Genomic DNA, 14,491 nt, shown 5'->3' with positions numbered 1-14,491 from the left:
GGCCTACCCGCCCGCTCGACGAACCCAAAAGGTTTCCCGCGTGATCGAATTCCAGTCTGTCCACAAGGCGTACCACGTCGCCGGACGCGCCATTACGGCCCTGCAGCCGACCGACCTGCACATCGCCCGCGGCGAGGTGTTCGGCATCATCGGTCACTCCGGCGCCGGCAAGAGCACCCTGCTGCGCCTGATCAACCGCCTGGAGGAGCCCTCCGGGGGGCGCATCGTCGTCGACGGCGTCGACGCCACCGCCCTGGACGCGAACGGTCTGCGGCGCTTCCGCCAGCGGGTGGGGATGATCTTCCAGCACTTCAACCTGCTGTCCTCCAAGACCGTGGCCGACAACGTCGCCCTGCCGCTGAAGCTGGCCGGCGAACTGTCGCGCCGCGACATCGAGCAGCGGGTCGCCGCCCTTCTGGCCCGCGTCGGCCTGCAGGAGCACGCCAACAAGTACCCGGCGCAGCTGTCCGGCGGGCAGAAGCAGCGGGTCGGCATTGCCCGCGCCCTGGCCACCGAGCCGAAGATCCTGCTGTGCGACGAGGCCACCAGCGCCCTCGACCCGCAGACCACCGCCTCGGTGCTGCAGCTATTGACCGAGATCAACCGCGAGCTGGGCCTGACCATCGTGCTGATCACCCACGAGATGGACGTGATCCGCCGGGTCTGCGACCGCGTGGCGGTGATGGATGCCGGCGTCATCGTCGAGCAGGGACCGGTGGCCGAGGTGTTCCTGCACCCACGCCACCTCACCACCCGGCGCTTCGTGCTGGAGTCCGAGCATGTCGACGAACACGAGCAGCACGACGATTTCGCCCATGTCGAAGGCAGCATCCTGCGCCTGACCTTCCAGGGCGAGGCCACATATGCGCCACTGCTCGGCACCGTGGCCCGGGAGACCGGGGTCGACTACAGCATCCTCGCCGGGCGCATCGACCGGATCAAGGACACGCCCTACGGTCAACTGACTCTGGCCCTCACCGGCGGCGATCTGAACGCCGCACTGGCGCGCTTCGAGGCCGCCGACGTGCACCTGGAGGTGTTGCGCTGATGGATACGCTGCTCCCCAACGTCGACTGGCCGGAAATCTGGCAGGCCAGCCTGGATACCCTGAGCATGCTCGGCGGTTCGCTGCTGTTCACCGTGCTGCTCGGCCTGCCCCTGGGCGTGCTGCTGTTCCTCACCGGGCCGCGGCAGATGTTCGAGCAGAAGGCGCTGTACGGCGTGGTCTCGCTGCTGGTCAACGTGCTGCGCTCGATACCCTTCGTCATCCTGCTGATCCTGATGATCCCGCTCACCGTGCTGGTCACCGGTACTTCACTGGGCGTGGCCGGCGCCATTCCGCCGCTGGTGGTGGGGGCGACGCCGTTCTTCGCGCGCCTGGTGGAAACCGCTTTGCGCGAAGTCGACCGCGGCATCATCGAGGCGACCCAGGCGATGGGCGCGACCACCCGCCAGATCGTCCTCAACGCCCTGCTGCCCGAGGCGTTGCCGGGGCTGGTCGCCGCCGTCACCGTGACTGCCATCACCCTGGTGTCCTACACCGCCATGAGCGGCCTGATCGGCGGTGGCGGCCTCGGCGACCTCGCCGTGCGCTACGGCTACCAGCGCTACCAGCCGGACGTGATGCTGGTCACCGTGGTGCTGCTGCTGATCCTCGTGCAAATCCTGCAAAGCACCGGCGACAAGCTGGTGGTGCACTTCTCCAGAAAATAGCGCGGCCATCCGCCGCCACCGCCGAACCCACAAGGAGTCGAACATGAAAAAACTGCTCGCGGCCTTCGCCGCCCTCACCGCCCTCACCGCCCAGGCGGAATCCCTCAGCGTCGCCGCCACCGCGGTGCCGCACGCGGAGATCCTCGAATTCGTCAAGCCGGCCCTGGCCAAGGACGGCGTGGAACTGGAGATCAAGGTCTTCACCGACTACGTGCAGCCCAACGTGCAGGTGGCCGAGAAGCGCCTGGACGCCAACTTCTTCCAGCACCAGCCCTACCTGGATGAGTTCAACAAGAGCCGCGGCACCGAGCTGGTCGCCGTCGCCGGCGTGCACGTCGAGCCCTTCGGCGCCTACTCCAGCAAGATCAAGAGCCTCGACGCCCTGCCCGAGGGCGCCCAGGTGGTGATCCCCAACGACGCCACCAATGGCGGCCGCGCCCTGCTGCTGCTGCAGAAGGCCGGGGTGATCACGCTCAAGGACGCCAGCAACATCCTCGCCACGCCCAAGGACATCGCCGAGAACCCCAAGGGCATCAAGGTACGTGAGCTGGAAGCGGCCACCCTGCCGCGCGTGCTGAACCAGGTCGACCTGGCGCTGATCAACACCAACTACGCGCTGGAGGCCAAGCTCAACCCGACCCAGGACGCCCTGGCCATCGAAGGCAGCGACTCGCCCTACGTCAACATCCTGGTCGCCCGTGCCGACAACAAGGACAACGCCGCCCTGCAGAAGCTGGCCAAGGCGCTGAACAGCGCCGAGGTGAAGGCCTTCATCGCCGAGAAGTACCAGGGCGCCGTGGTGCCGGCGTTCTAAGCCGACCACTCACCCCTCGCTACCCAGAGCCCGCCCCGTGCGGGCTCTTTCATGTCGGCCGCTGCGCAATTGTGCGCGTGGCGCACCCTACTCGGGACGTAGGGTGCGCCACGCGCACCACCTCAACCGCGCAGGCAGTCCAGCAGACACTCCAGCGCCGGCTGCCGCTGCGCCCGGCGCATCACCGCGACCAGTTCGCGGTGGAAGGTCAGCGGGCCCAGTTCGATCACCCGCAACCGGGTCGGTCGCTGCAGCCACAGGCCGGCGCGGGGAATCAGCGACACCCCCAGACCGCATTCGACCATCCGCACGATGGCCTCGAGCTCATCCAGCTCCAGCGCCTCGCGCACGCTCAGGCGCTGCTCGCGGAGGAACTGGCTGACCCGGCGACCGCCGAAGGAGTGGCGGTCGTAGCGCACGAAGGGCTGCTCGGCGAGCAGGCGCAACGGATCGTCACCCTCGACCCCCTGGGGCGCGATCAATACGAAGGGCTCCCGGGCCAGGCTGAGCTGCACCAGCTCCTTGGGCAGGTCGAACGGCGGCCTGATCAGCAGCGCCAAATCCAGCTCGCCTGCGTCCACCTGACTGAGCAGGTGCAGGGACACCCCCGGCACCAGCTTCAGCTCGACCCGCGGCGCGGCGGTGCGAAAACGCGGCAGGGCCTCGGGTAGCAGGCCGGTCTGTACAGTGGCGATGGCGCCGATGCGCAGCTCGCCCTGCCAGTCGGCCACGGCGGTGGGCACGGCCATCTGCGCATAGAGCGCGAGGATCTGCTCGGCCAGCGGCAGGGCATGCCGGCCGGCGGCGTTGAGCACGGCGGCGCGGCCGCTGCGATCGAACAGGCGCACGCCGAGGTGCTGCTCCAGCACGCGCATCTGCGCGCTGACGGCCGACTGGGTCAGGCCAAGGTGCAGACCGGCGGCGGAGAAGGTGCCGTGGCGGGCAACCATCAGGAAGGTTTTCAGCTCGCGCAGCATGGACGCCTCGACTGATCGATTTTGTTTGTGCTCACGCGCAAGGATATTCGCTTTTAATCAAATTGTTAGTTACTAGAATGGGCTGAACATCGACCCCAAGGAGCCTCCCCATGTCACTCGCCCCCTTTCACCTGGCCATTCCCGTGCACGACCTGGCTGCCGCCCGGCATTTCTACGGCGAGGTGTTCGGCTGCGCCGAAGGCCGCAGCAGTGCGCAGTGGGTGGACTTCGACTTCTTCGGCCATCAGCTGGTGATCCACGAGGCGCCGAAGATGGCGTATCAGGAGGCGGCCCACAGCAACCCGGTGGACGGCCACGACGTACCTGTGCCGCATTTCGGCGTGGTGCTGGGATGGGACGACTGGCAGCGACTGGCCGATCGGCTTCAAGCCAGGGGCACACGCTTCGTCATCGAGCCCCATGTGCGCTTCGAAGGCCAGGTCGGTGAGCAGGCCACCCTGTTCCTTCTCGACCCCTGCGGCAATGCCCTGGAGTTCAAGGCGTTCAGGGACATCGGCCAGCTGTTCGCCAAGTAACCGCGTCCAGGGGCCGACGGCGCAGCCGAAGACCGCCGCCGCACAAGGCGCGGCGGGGGGATTCAGCCAATAGGCGGGGTGAAATCAGCCGGCGGGCTTGAGCAGTTCGGGCAGCTGCACGACGAGCTTCTGGTTGTTCAGCGGCGCACGGATGAAGCCGCGCTGGGTGCCGTCCGGCCCGAGGATGACCAGGTTGGCGCTGTGGTTGACGGTGTAGTTCTCTTCGCGGGTGTCGGCCGGGATGTAAGGAACGCTCACGGCATTGGCCAGCTTCTGGATGGCATCCGGATCGCCGGTCAGGCCGGTGAAGTCAGCGTCGAAATAGCCCAGGTATTTCTTCAACTGCTCCGGCGTGTCGCGATGGGGATCGACGCTCACCATCACCACGCGCAGGTTGTCTCGCGCCTCCTCCGGCAGCAGGCTGCGCAGCTGGCGCAGCTCGGCGAGGGTGGCCGGGCAGATGTCCGGACAGAAGGTGTAGCCGAAAAACAGCAGGCTCCACTGATCCTTGAGCTGATCGACGGCGAACGCCTGACCGTCCTGGTCGACCAGGCTCAACTCAGGCAGTTCGCGGCTCTGCGGCAGCAGCACGATTCCGGCGTCGAGCAGGGCGGTGGGGTCGGCCTGGCCCTTGCCGGTGAGGACCTTGTTGACGGTCAGGCCGATGATCAGTGCAACCACGGCGACGAGTATGAAGACGGTTTTCTGAGTACGAGTCATGAGACCAACGATTACAGGTTGAGCAGTAGATAGTGATCCACCAGCAGGGCGATGAACAGCAGGAACAGGTACCAGATACTGTACTTGAAGGTGTTGATCGCCGCGTGTGGCCTGCTGTCACGGTACAGCACCCAGGACCAGTGCAGAAAGCGCGCGCCCAGCCCCACGGCGCATACCAGGTACAGCAGGCCGCTCATGTGGATGGCATAGGGCAGCAGGGTCACCGCGAACATCACGCAGGTGTAGAGCAGGATGTGCACCTTGGTGTAGTGCTCGCCATGGGTCACCGGCAGCATGGGAATGTCGGCCTTGGCGTACTCCGCCTTGCGGTGGATGGCCAGGGCCCAGAAGTGCGGCGGGGTCCAGGCGAAGATGATCAGCACCAGCAGCAGCGGTTCGGCAGACAGCTGGCCGGTCACCGCGACCCAGCCGAGCAGCGGTGGGGCGGCGCCGGCCAGGCCGCCGATGACGATGTTCTGCGGCGTGGCGCGCTTGAGGAAGCCGGTGTAGATCACCGCGTAACCGAGCAGCGAAGCCAGGGTCAGCCACGCCGCCAGCTGGTTGGTGTAGCTCAGCAGCAGGGCCAGGCCGGCGACCGCCAGCACCAGGGCAAAGCTCAGGGCCGCAGCCGGCGAAACCCGTCCCTCGGCCAGCGGACGCTTGTGGGTGCGCGCCATGATCGAGTCGATGCGTCGATCCACCACATGGTTGACCGCCGCTGCCGCGCCGGCGCACAGGCCGATGCCGAGGTTGCCGAACAGCAGCACCTGCCAGGGCACCCCGGCGCGGGTGGCGAGGAACATGCCCACCAGCGAAGTGATCAGCATCAGCACCACCACCCTGGGCTTGGTCAGCTCCAGATAGTCGCGCCAGCCGGCGTGAACGTGCTGCTTGCGCAATAGAGTAGCCATCGGCGTTTCTCCTCGATCGTTCTTGTTATTCGCTTGGCAGTACGTGCAGACGGCTGTTGCCCGACTGTGCGTCTCGCTGCGTGTGAAGCGCGCCGGCCCAAGCCATGACGGCCAGGTGCAGCCGCTGATTGATCAGTACCAGGCACAGCAGCAGCAGGGCGCCGCCGGCGTTGTGGGCCACGGCGACGGCCAGTGGCAGGTGCAGCAGCACGTTGCTGATGCCCAGGCCGACCTGCACGCCAAGTGCGAGCACCAGCAGGGCAGCCAGGCGCGGCAGGCCGGCGGCGCGCAGGCGCCAGGCCAGCAGCAGCAGCACCCCAGTGACCAGCAGGGCGCCGAGGCGGTGGCTCATGTGGATGGCGGTGCGCGCGTCGCTGTCGAGCTGGCCGCCGAGGTAGTTCGGGCCGATGTGCTGGGTCAGGTGGAAGCCGTTGGCGAAATCCATCGCCGGCCACCATTGGCCGTGGCAGGTCGGCAGGTCGACACAGGCGACCGCCGCATAGTTGCTGCTGACCCAGCCGCCGAGGGCGATCTGGCCGATCAGCAGAGCCAGTGCCAGGGCCGCCAGACCGCGCAGCGCAACGGGTAGCCGGGGCAACGGCGCGGCCGCACCGGACAGCCGCAGGGTCAGCAGGAACAACAGGCTGAGGGTGGCGAAGCCGCCCAGCAGGTGGGCGGTGACCACCTGCGGCCAAAGTTTCAGGGTTACCGTCCACATGCCGAACGCGGCCTGCAGCGTGACCAGCCCGAGCAGCAGCAACGGCAGCTTGAGTGGCTGCCCCGGCGTACCACGCTGGCGCAGTGCCTGTACGGCCAAGGCGAGGATCACCAGGCCAAGGCTGCCGGCGAAGTAGCGATGGACCATTTCCGCCCAGCCCTTGGCCACCTCCAGCGGCGCCTCGGGAAAGCGCGCCTCGGCCAGGGCCTGGCTCTGCTCGCTCATCGGCACGCCGATGAAGCCGTAGCAGCCGGGCCAGTCCGGGCAGCCCAGGCCGGCGTGGCTGAGCCGGGTGTAGGCCCCGAGCATGACCACCAGCAGGGCCAGCAGGGTGGCGAACAGGGCCAGGCGATATCCGGGTTTATGCATCGTCAGTCCTTAGCCGATTTGCGAGATCTTAAGCAGATAGCGTAGGTCGTCGAGGATGCCTTTGCCCTTGCTGCGACTGTCGTAGCGCAACACCAGATTGCCGTGGGGGTCGACGATCCACAGCTGGGCACCGGCGCCCTCGCCGGCTGTCCGCGCGTGCGCTGCTGGTTGCAGGGGATAGCGCGTGAGCTGCGGGTATTCGCGGCGCAGGGTGGCCGCGTAGTCCGCTTCCAGCGGCAGGGCGCTGGCCAGGGCATGGGCGGCACGCGTAGCCTCACGATTGAGGCCGATATGGATCTGCCGGGCGAGGAACACCAGCTGCTGGCAATCGGCGGCGCAGGCGTCGGGTGTGGTCACCAGCAGCTGCCAGCGGCTCTCCTCGGCCGCCACGCCCAGATCGGCGCGGGTCTGGCCGTTGCCGATCAGCTCGCCGTGATAGCTGCGGCTTTCCGGCACCCAGAAGCGCCACTGGTACATGGCGCTGGCCAGAATCATCGGGCCAATGACCACCGCCAGCAACAGGATCAGTTGCAGGCGACCGCGGCGGCGCCGTGTCGAGGCTTCAGGCAGTGTGATGGCTGGGTTCATGGCGAGTCTCCCGCGCGTTATGCAAACCGAAATAGATGAACAGACCGAGCAGGGCGGCCGCCAGGGCGAACCACTGTACGGCGTAACCCAGGTGCTTGTCCGGGCTCATGGCGACCACCGGCCAGTCGACCTGAAAGGCTGCCGGCCCAGGCTCCAGGCGCAGCTCCTGAGGCAGCCCGGCGCGCCCCAGGCGCTGCCATAGCGCCTGGGGCTCGACCAGGGTGATCAGTAGGGGCCAACCCTGCGCCGCCTGGGCCTGCTGCAGCAGGAACGGCTCGCCCAGCGGCACATAGGCCCAGGCCGTCAAGTTCAAGGGGCCTTCGGGGGTGGCGAAAGTGGGCGCAATGCGCCGATCCGGCCAGGGCAGCCAGCCGCGGTTGAGCAGCAGCCACAGACCACTGGCCTGGTCGTAGAAAGGTTGCAGGACTTCCACCCCGGCCTGTCCGCCACGGATGCTGTTATCCAGCAGCAGGCCATGCTCGGCATCGAAGCTGCCGTGCAGGCGCACCCGCACGTAGGCCCGGTCCTGGCGGCGCTCCAGCTGGTCGACGGTGACGGGGGGGGCCAGGCGCCGGGCTTCGTGCATGGCCAGCAGCTCGCGCTTTTCCTCGGCCCGCGACAGCTGCCAGGCGCCCAGCGCCAGCAGTAGCGGCAACAGCGCCATGACCACCAGGCTGGGCAGCACGCCGGGGCGAAAGGCGCTCATGGACGCCCCACAAACGCACCGATCAAGCTGGGTATACTGCCTCTAACGCCCATTTCCCTTCCCCGGAGTCCCACATGCTCAAGGCCGCGATCGTCATCCTGCTGCTGGCCACCCTGGTCAGCCTGTTCAGCGGCCTGTTCTTCCTGGTCAAGGACGAGGGCCGCAGCTCCCGCCTGGTCAATGCCCTGACCGTCCGCGTGACGCTCACCGCGCTCACCGTCGGCCTGATCGCCTGGGGCTTCTACAGCGGCCAGCTGAGCTCCCAGGTCACCTGGTAGAGACGTCACAGCACATAGACGAAGACGAACAGGCCGATCCACACCACGTCGACGAAGTGCCAGTACCAGGCGGCGGCCTCGAAACCGAAATGCTGATCGGGACTGAAGTGCCCGCGCAGGATGCGGATCAACATGACCGTCAGCATTATCGCCCCCAGGGTCACGTGGGCGCCGTGAAAACCGGTGAGCATGAAGAAGGTCGCGCCGTAGATGCCCGAGCCCAGGGTCAGCCCCAGTTCGGTGTAGGCGTGCACGTATTCCTCGACCTGGAACACCAGGAAGGCAGCGCCCAGAATCACGGTCAGCGCCAGCCAAAGGGTCAGCGGCTTGCGCTGGTTCTTGCGCAGGGCATGGTGGGCGAAGGTCAGGGTGAAGCTGGAGGTCACCAGCAGCACGGTGTTGAGCAGCGGCAGCCCCCAGGCGCTGATGATGCCGCTAGGCGCCGGGTAGAGCTTGGGGTCCGGGGTGTTGAGCAGCGGCCAGGTGTACTCGAAGGTCGGCCACAGCATGTTGGTCACGCCCTTGGCGCCCTCGCCGCCGAGCCAAGGCCCGGCAAAGGTGCGCACGTAGAACAGCACGCCGAAGAAGGCGGCAAAGAACATCACCTCGGAGAAGATGAACCAGCTCATGCCCCAGCGGAAGGAGCGGTCCATCTGCGCGCTGTACATGCCGGCGCGGCTTTCCTTGATCACGTTGCCGAACCAGCCGAACAGCATGTAGGCGAGAAGCAGACTGCCGATGAAGAAGATCAGCGGACCGTTGGAGTCCGCACGCTCGGCCTTCATGTCGTTGAACCAGGTGCCGACCCCATAGACCGAGATCAGCAGGCCCAGGGTGGCGATGATCGGCCACTTGCTCTGGGCCGGAACGTAGTACTGCTCGTGACTCGACATTGTTGTTCTCCTTATGGAGCCGCCCGGGCAAGGGTCGCCTGGGCGACAGGCGGTTTACGCGCAGTGATATCGAACAGGGTGTAGGCCAGCGTCAGGTGGTGCACGTCCTCGGGGAGATCCCGATCGACGATGAAGCGCACCGGCATCTCGATGCGCTCCCCGGGTTGCAGCTCCTGCTGGGTGAAGCAGAAGCATTCGGTCTTGTGGAAGTAGGCGGCGGCCTTGGACGGCGCCACGCTGGGCACGGCCTGGGCGGTCATCGGCCGGTCGGTCGGGTTGTAGGCGACGAACAGCATCTGGTTGCTCGCCCCCGGATGGGTCAGCAACTCGTCGTCCAGGGGACGGAACTCCCAGGCCATGCCGGCGGCATTGGTGGCGAGAAACTGCACCCGCACCTGACGCTGTTCGTCCGCCACCTGGGCACCCTGATAGGCCCCGGCGGTCTTGCCGTTGATGCCAAAGGCCTGGCACATCACGTCGTAGATCGGCACCAGGGCGAAACCGAAACCGAACATGGCCAGCACCACCAGCAACAGGCGCAGAACCAGACGGCGAGTGCTGATCGCATCGCTCATGGCGGTCACTCCCCGTCCCTATTTGACTTCCGGTGGGGTCTGGAAGGTGTGGTAGGGCGCCGGCGACGGCACCGTCCACTCCAACCCTTCGGCACCGTCCCAGGGCTTGGCCGCGGCCGGCGCGCCGCCGCGGATACACTTGATGACGATGAACAGGAACAGCAACTGGGTGGCGCCGAACATGAAGGCGCCGATCGAGGAGACCATGTTGAAGTTGGCGAACATCATGTTGTAGTCGGGAATGCGCCGCGGCATGCCGGCCAGGCCGACGAAGTGCATGGGGAAGAACGCCAGGTTCATGCCGACGAAGCTCATCCAGAAGTGCAGCTTGCCCAGGGTCTCGTCGTACATGTGTCCGGTCCACTTCGGCAGCCAGTAGTAGGCCGAAGCGAAGATGCCGAAGATCGCACCGGGCACCAGCACGTAGTGGAAGTGCGCCACCACGAAGTAGGTGTCGTGGTATTGGAAGTCCGCCGGGGCGATGGCCAGCATCAGCCCGGAGAAGCCGCCGATGGTGAAGAGGATGACGAAGGCCACGGAGAACAGCATCGGCGTCTCGAAGGTCATCGCGCCCTGCCACATGGTGCTGGCCCAGTTGAACACCTTCACCCCGGTGGGCACGGCGATCAGCATGGTGGCGTACATGAAGAACAGCTCGCCGGTCAGCGGAATGCCCACGGTGAACATGTGGTGCGCCCAGACGATGAACGACAGGAAGGCGATCGAGGCGGTGGCGTAGACCATCGAGGTGTAGCCGAACAGCGGCTTGCGGGCGAAGGCCGGGATGATCGCGCTGACCGCGCCGAAGGCCGGCAGGATCATGATGTACACCTCGGGATGGCCGAAGAACCAGAACACGTGCTGGAACAGCACCGGGTCGCCGCCGCCGGCGGCACTGAAGAAGCTGGTGCCGAAGTGCACGTCCATCAGCATCATGGTCACGCAGCCTGCCAGCACCGGCATCACCGCGATCAGCAGGAAGGCGGTGATCAGCCAGGTCCAGACGAACAGCGGCATCTTCATCAGGGTCATGCCGGGGGCGCGCAGGTTGAGGATGGTGGCGACCACGTTGATCGCCCCCATGATCGAGCTGATGCCCATCAGGTGCACGGCGAAGATGAAGTAGGTGACGCTTTCCGGTGCGTAGGTGGTCGACAGCGGGGCGTAGAAGGTCCAGCCGAAGTTCGGCGCGCCGCCGGCGCTGAACAGGGTACTGACCAGCAGGCCGAAGGCGGCCGGCAGCAGCCAGAAGCTGAAGTTGTTCATCCGCGGCAGGGCCATGTCCGGCGCGCCGATCATCAGTGGGATCATCCAGTTGGCCAGGCCGACGAAGGCCGGCATCACCGCGCCGAAGACCATGATCAGGCCGTGCATGGTGGTCATCTGGTTGAAGAATTCGGGCTGCACGATCTGCAGACCGGGCTGGAACAGTTCGGCGCGAATCACCATCGCCATGCTGCCGCCAAGCAGGAACATGGCGAAGCTGAACCACAGGTACATGGTGCCGATGTCCTTGTGGTTGGTGGTCAGCACCCAGCGCATCAGACCCTTGGCAGGGCCATGGTGGTGGTCAGTATGACCGTGATCGATCACTGCACTCATGTCCTTACTCCTGAGCCTTTTTGAACGCGACGATGTCCTGCGGGGTGACCATGTCACCGACCTTGTTGCCCCAGGCGTTGCGTTCGTAGGTGATGATGGCGGCGATGTCGACTTCCGACAGTTGCTTGCCGAAGGCGGCCATGGAGCTACCCGGCTTGCCGTTGACCACTATGTCGATATGGTCCTGGGCCGGGCCGATGGCGATGGGCGAGCCCTTGAGGGCCGGGAACATCGGCGGCAGACCCTCGCCGGTCGGCTGGTGGCAGGCGGCGCAGCTGGTGTTGTAGGCCTTCTCGCCGCGGGCCATGAGTTCCTCCAGGGTCCATTCCTTGCTGGTCAGCTCCTTCTCGGCCGCGGCGGCCTGCTGGCGCTCGGCCAGCCAGGCGGCGAAGTCTTCCTTGGACTTGGCTTCGACCACCACCGGCATGAAGCCGTGGTCCTTGCCGCACAGCTCGGTGCACTGGCCGCGGAAGATGCCGGGCTCGTCGATGCGGGTCCAGGATTCGTTGACGAAGCCGGGAATGGCGTCCTTCTTCACCGCCAGCGCCGGCACCCACCAGGAGTGGATGACATCGGCCGAGGTGATGAGGAAGCGCACCTTGCTGCCCACCGGCACCACCAGCGGCTCATCGACCTCGAGCAGGTAGTGCGGGCCCTTCTTCGCCTGGTTGTTGATCTGTTCCTGGGGCGTGGTCAGGTTGCTGAAGAACTCGACGTCCTGGCCCAGGTACTTGTAGTGCCACTTCCACTGATAGCCGGTGACCTGGATATCCAGCTCCGACTCGCTGCTGTCGTAGATGTCGATCAGCGTCTTGGTCGCCGGGATGGCCATCAGCACCAGGATCGCCAGCGGCACCACGGTCCAGAGAATCTCCACCGTGGTGCTTTCGTGGAAATGCGCCGGTTCCTGGCCGTTGGAGCGGCGGTGCAGCAGCATCGACCAGAACATGGCGCCAAAGACCACCACGCCGATGACGACGCAGATCCAGAAGATGGTCATGTGCAAGTCGAAAACTGAGCGGCTGACCTCGGTGGCTCCGGGCGCGAAGTTCACGCCCCACTCGGCCTGCGCCGAGCCGATTGCCAACCACAGCAGGAGGCCCATCCAGACTCGTGGATGTCGCATCATTGCGGGTTCCCCTTATGATTCTTGTTATCCCGCCGGCGGAGCCTGCGGCAAAGGGATCGACTGCCATAACTGCTGGCGACCACTGTCGAAACCTCTCCGTGCCGAAGCCCGTCCGGTTCCATCAGATACTGCCTATCGCGTTCGAGTATAGACGGCGACTTCTGGCTGGCAACGCGCAAACGAAAATGTCCGAAGCCGCGCAAGCCTTGTCCTAAACGCCACGCGTGGCCATCGCCAGAGAAAATCAGGCGCGCAGGGATATAGCGCGCTCGCATAAGCATTAAAAAATTATGACAATTGCATCTTAGCTGGCCCGCCCGGCCAGCTAAGGTTCACGTCCATGTCCTTATCTCAGGAGCTGTCATGAACACTGCCGCCCTGCGCGAATTGATCCAGCGCGCCCACCACCACGAAGCCGCCAGCGGCCAGCTCGCTCGCCATTTGGCCGCTGGCCAGCTCGAGCGCCTGCACCCCTCCATCCGCCTGCCCAGCCAGGATGCCCTCGGCGTGCTGACGCGCTTCGTCACGGCCTATATCGAACAGGTGCCGGATGTACTGGACGCCGCCAGCCAGGTGGCCCGCGAAGCGGGCATCGAGACGCAGATCAAACCGGTGCTGAAGGTGGCCGAGCAGTTCTTCCTGCAGCCGCCGGCGCTGATGGAAGGGCATGAAGGCCTCGACGGGCTGCTCGACGAGGCCTATCTGGCCCATCGCCTGGTCGAGGAAGTCAACGACCGCTACATGACCCATCTGGGCCAGCCGCTGATTCCGCTGGACACCACGGTGGCCAACCTGATCGCCCACCAGCTGATCGGCGAGCCCTTCGCCAACCAGCTGGACGAAGCGGTGCATCACGCGGTGGAGGGCATGCTCGACGAGGACAGCTTCACCCAGGCGTCGGTGCGCGCCTTTCGCGAGCGCCTGAGCGACCCGCATACCGAGGAGGCGTGGCAGCGCTGGCCCTGCCTGTCGCGGCAACTGGGCGTGGAACTGCAGCTGGATCAGCCCCGCGCCGCGAGCTGATCGGCGTCTACGGCGCGGAGGCTTGCCGCCGCGCCGTCGCTCACCACCCTTCAGCTCTGAGGGTAGCGCGCCCGTGGCGTCGCCATCGGCAGCGGACCGTCGTCGATCGGACGGAACTCGCCCTTCTCCGCGTCGTAGGCGCGAATCGCGCAGGTCTCGATGTCATAGACCCAGCCATGGATGAACAGCTGCCCGCTGGCCAGCCGCGCGGCCACCGAGGGGTGGGTGCGCAGGTGATCGAGCTGGGCCACCACGTTCTCCTCGGTGAGCACCTCCAGGGTGTTGTGATCGGCGCAGCCACAGTTCTCCGCCACCACCGTCTTGGCCACCTCGGCATGACGCAGCCAGGCCTTGACCGTCGGCATGCGCTCGAGGGTCTGCGGATCGAGCACCGCCTTCATCGCCCCGCAGTCGGAATGCCCGCAGATGATGATGTGCTGTACGCCGAGCGCCATCACCGAATACTCGATGGCGGTGGACACCCCACCGAGTAATTGCCCGTAGGGCGGCACCACGTTGCCGACGTTGCGGCTGACGAACAGGTCGCCCGGGGCGCTCTGGGTGATCAGCTCGGGCACGATGCGCGAGTCGGCGCAGGTGATGAACATGGCGCGCGGATTCTGCGCGGTGGCCAGCGCCTTGAACAACTCCTGCTGCTGCGGGAAGACCTCATGGCGGAAGCGCTTGAAGCCGCCGACTATGGCATTCAGCGCCTCATCGGCGCTCTCCGGCGCGGTACGTGCTTTCAAGGGAATGGCGTCGTGCTTGTAGGGCATTGCATCTACCTCTTGCTGAAACTGTCGCGCGGTCGCGAAGGTGAAGACTACCAGACTGCCATGCGGACAGCCGCCGGCCCCGAAGAGTCACACTTCACAGCGGCGCGAGTTGCCCGCCCGACGAACAGACGCGCGAGCAATCCCATGCTGCCGGCCCCGAGAA

At 66.0% G+C, this 14,491-nt stretch carries 17 protein-coding genes; 6 read left to right on the top strand and 11 right to left on the bottom strand.

Translation table 11 applies throughout. The features are described 5' to 3' along the window. Positions 1-40: 40 nt before the first annotated feature. Genes KDW96_RS12570 through KDW96_RS12560 form a run of 3 tightly spaced genes read left to right on the top strand, consistent with a single transcriptional unit; the run spans position 41 to position 2,527 of the window. A complete protein-coding gene (locus KDW96_RS12570; protein WP_255836594.1) occupies positions 41-1,048 on the top strand; it encodes a methionine ABC transporter ATP-binding protein in 1,008 nt (335 codons plus the stop codon). Further along, the gene (locus KDW96_RS12565) at positions 1,048-1,713 is read left to right on the top strand and encodes a methionine ABC transporter permease (RefSeq protein WP_255836593.1); all 666 of its coding nucleotides are present in this window, start codon (positions 1,048-1,050) and stop codon (positions 1,711-1,713) included. The genes KDW96_RS12570 and KDW96_RS12565 overlap by 1 nt, the downstream gene beginning before the upstream one ends. Before the next feature lie 43 nt (positions 1,714-1,756). Next, positions 1,757-2,527, top strand: a complete 771-nt coding sequence (locus tag KDW96_RS12560) for a MetQ/NlpA family ABC transporter substrate-binding protein (protein WP_255836592.1) — start codon at positions 1,757-1,759, stop codon at positions 2,525-2,527. 122 nt (positions 2,528-2,649) lie between these two features. On the opposite strand, the gene KDW96_RS12555 is transcribed toward KDW96_RS12560, so the two are convergent. Further along, positions 2,650-3,504: a LysR family transcriptional regulator gene (locus tag KDW96_RS12555; RefSeq protein WP_255836591.1), complete on the bottom strand. Its 855-nt coding sequence runs from the start codon at positions 3,502-3,504 to the stop codon at positions 2,650-2,652. Positions 3,505-3,614: 110 nt separating this feature from the next. On the opposite strand from KDW96_RS12555, the gene KDW96_RS12550 reads away from it, so the two are divergent. Then, entirely contained in the window at positions 3,615-4,040 is a 426-nt protein-coding gene (locus KDW96_RS12550) for a VOC family protein (protein ID WP_255836590.1), read from the top strand. 84 nt (positions 4,041-4,124) lie between these two features. On the opposite strand, the gene KDW96_RS12545 is transcribed toward KDW96_RS12550, so the two are convergent. Genes KDW96_RS12545 through KDW96_RS12525 form a run of 5 tightly spaced genes read right to left on the bottom strand, consistent with a single transcriptional unit; the run spans position 4,125 to position 8,052 of the window. Continuing rightward, on the bottom strand, positions 4,125-4,760 hold the full coding sequence (locus tag KDW96_RS12545; protein WP_255836589.1) for an SCO family protein: 636 nt from the start codon (positions 4,758-4,760) through the stop codon (positions 4,125-4,127). An 11-nt stretch (positions 4,761-4,771) separates the two neighbouring features. Continuing rightward, entirely contained in the window at positions 4,772-5,671 is a 900-nt protein-coding gene (gene cyoE / locus KDW96_RS12540; RefSeq protein WP_255836588.1) for a heme o synthase, read from the bottom strand. Positions 5,672-5,696: 25 nt separating this feature from the next. Continuing rightward, positions 5,697-6,758, bottom strand: a complete 1,062-nt coding sequence (locus tag KDW96_RS12535) for a COX15/CtaA family protein (protein ID WP_255836587.1) — start codon at positions 6,756-6,758, stop codon at positions 5,697-5,699. Between the two features lie 9 nt (positions 6,759-6,767). Next, positions 6,768-7,346: a PA_0111/PP_0108 family redox-active disulfide protein gene (locus KDW96_RS12530; protein ID WP_255836586.1), complete on the bottom strand. Its 579-nt coding sequence runs from the start codon at positions 7,344-7,346 to the stop codon at positions 6,768-6,770. Beyond that, positions 7,321-8,052, bottom strand: coding sequence for an SURF1 family protein (locus tag KDW96_RS12525; RefSeq protein WP_255836585.1), 732 nt, complete (start codon positions 8,050-8,052; stop codon positions 7,321-7,323). The genes KDW96_RS12530 and KDW96_RS12525 overlap by 26 nt, the downstream gene beginning before the upstream one ends. A 74-nt stretch (positions 8,053-8,126) precedes the next feature. On the opposite strand from KDW96_RS12525, the gene KDW96_RS12520 reads away from it, so the two are divergent. Then, positions 8,127-8,330, top strand: a complete 204-nt coding sequence (locus tag KDW96_RS12520) for a twin transmembrane helix small protein (RefSeq protein ID WP_255836584.1) — start codon at positions 8,127-8,129, stop codon at positions 8,328-8,330. A gap of 5 nt (positions 8,331-8,335) precedes the next feature. Here KDW96_RS12520 and KDW96_RS12515 read toward each other — a convergent pair whose 3' ends face one another. The 4 genes from KDW96_RS12515 to coxB are packed head-to-tail and all read right to left on the bottom strand — an operon-like array spanning position 8,336 to position 12,529. After that, entirely contained in the window at positions 8,336-9,223 is an 888-nt protein-coding gene (locus tag KDW96_RS12515) for a cytochrome c oxidase subunit 3 (protein ID WP_255836583.1), read from the bottom strand. Between the two features lie 11 nt (positions 9,224-9,234). Further along, positions 9,235-9,798 (bottom strand): cytochrome c oxidase assembly protein, encoded by a 564-nt coding sequence (locus KDW96_RS12510; protein WP_255836582.1) that lies wholly within the window; start codon positions 9,796-9,798, stop codon positions 9,235-9,237. An 18-nt stretch (positions 9,799-9,816) separates the two neighbouring features. Further along, the gene (ctaD, locus tag KDW96_RS12505; protein ID WP_255836581.1) at positions 9,817-11,400 is read right to left on the bottom strand and encodes a cytochrome c oxidase subunit I; all 1,584 of its coding nucleotides are present in this window, start codon (positions 11,398-11,400) and stop codon (positions 9,817-9,819) included. Between the two features lie 4 nt (positions 11,401-11,404). Beyond that, positions 11,405-12,529, bottom strand: a complete 1,125-nt coding sequence (coxB, locus tag KDW96_RS12500; RefSeq protein WP_255836580.1) for a cytochrome c oxidase subunit II — start codon at positions 12,527-12,529, stop codon at positions 11,405-11,407. A gap of 363 nt (positions 12,530-12,892) precedes the next feature. Here coxB and KDW96_RS12495 point away from each other — a divergent pair, with 363 nt between their 5' ends. After that, entirely contained in the window at positions 12,893-13,552 is a 660-nt protein-coding gene (locus tag KDW96_RS12495) for a hypothetical protein (RefSeq protein ID WP_255836579.1), read from the top strand. A gap of 50 nt (positions 13,553-13,602) precedes the next feature. Here the strand turns inward: KDW96_RS12495 and KDW96_RS12490 are convergent, their stop codons facing one another. After that, complete coding sequence (locus tag KDW96_RS12490) at positions 13,603-14,328, bottom strand: carbonic anhydrase (protein ID WP_255836578.1); 726 nt, start codon at positions 14,326-14,328, stop codon at positions 13,603-13,605. Positions 14,329-14,491: the final 163 nt, after the last annotated feature.

The sequence above is a fragment of the Pseudomonas benzenivorans genome, from assembly GCF_024397895.1.
Classification (GTDB): Bacteria; Pseudomonadota; Gammaproteobacteria; order Pseudomonadales; family Pseudomonadaceae; genus Aquipseudomonas; species Aquipseudomonas benzenivorans_A.
This window is presented reverse-complemented; position numbering and strand designations above follow the sequence as displayed.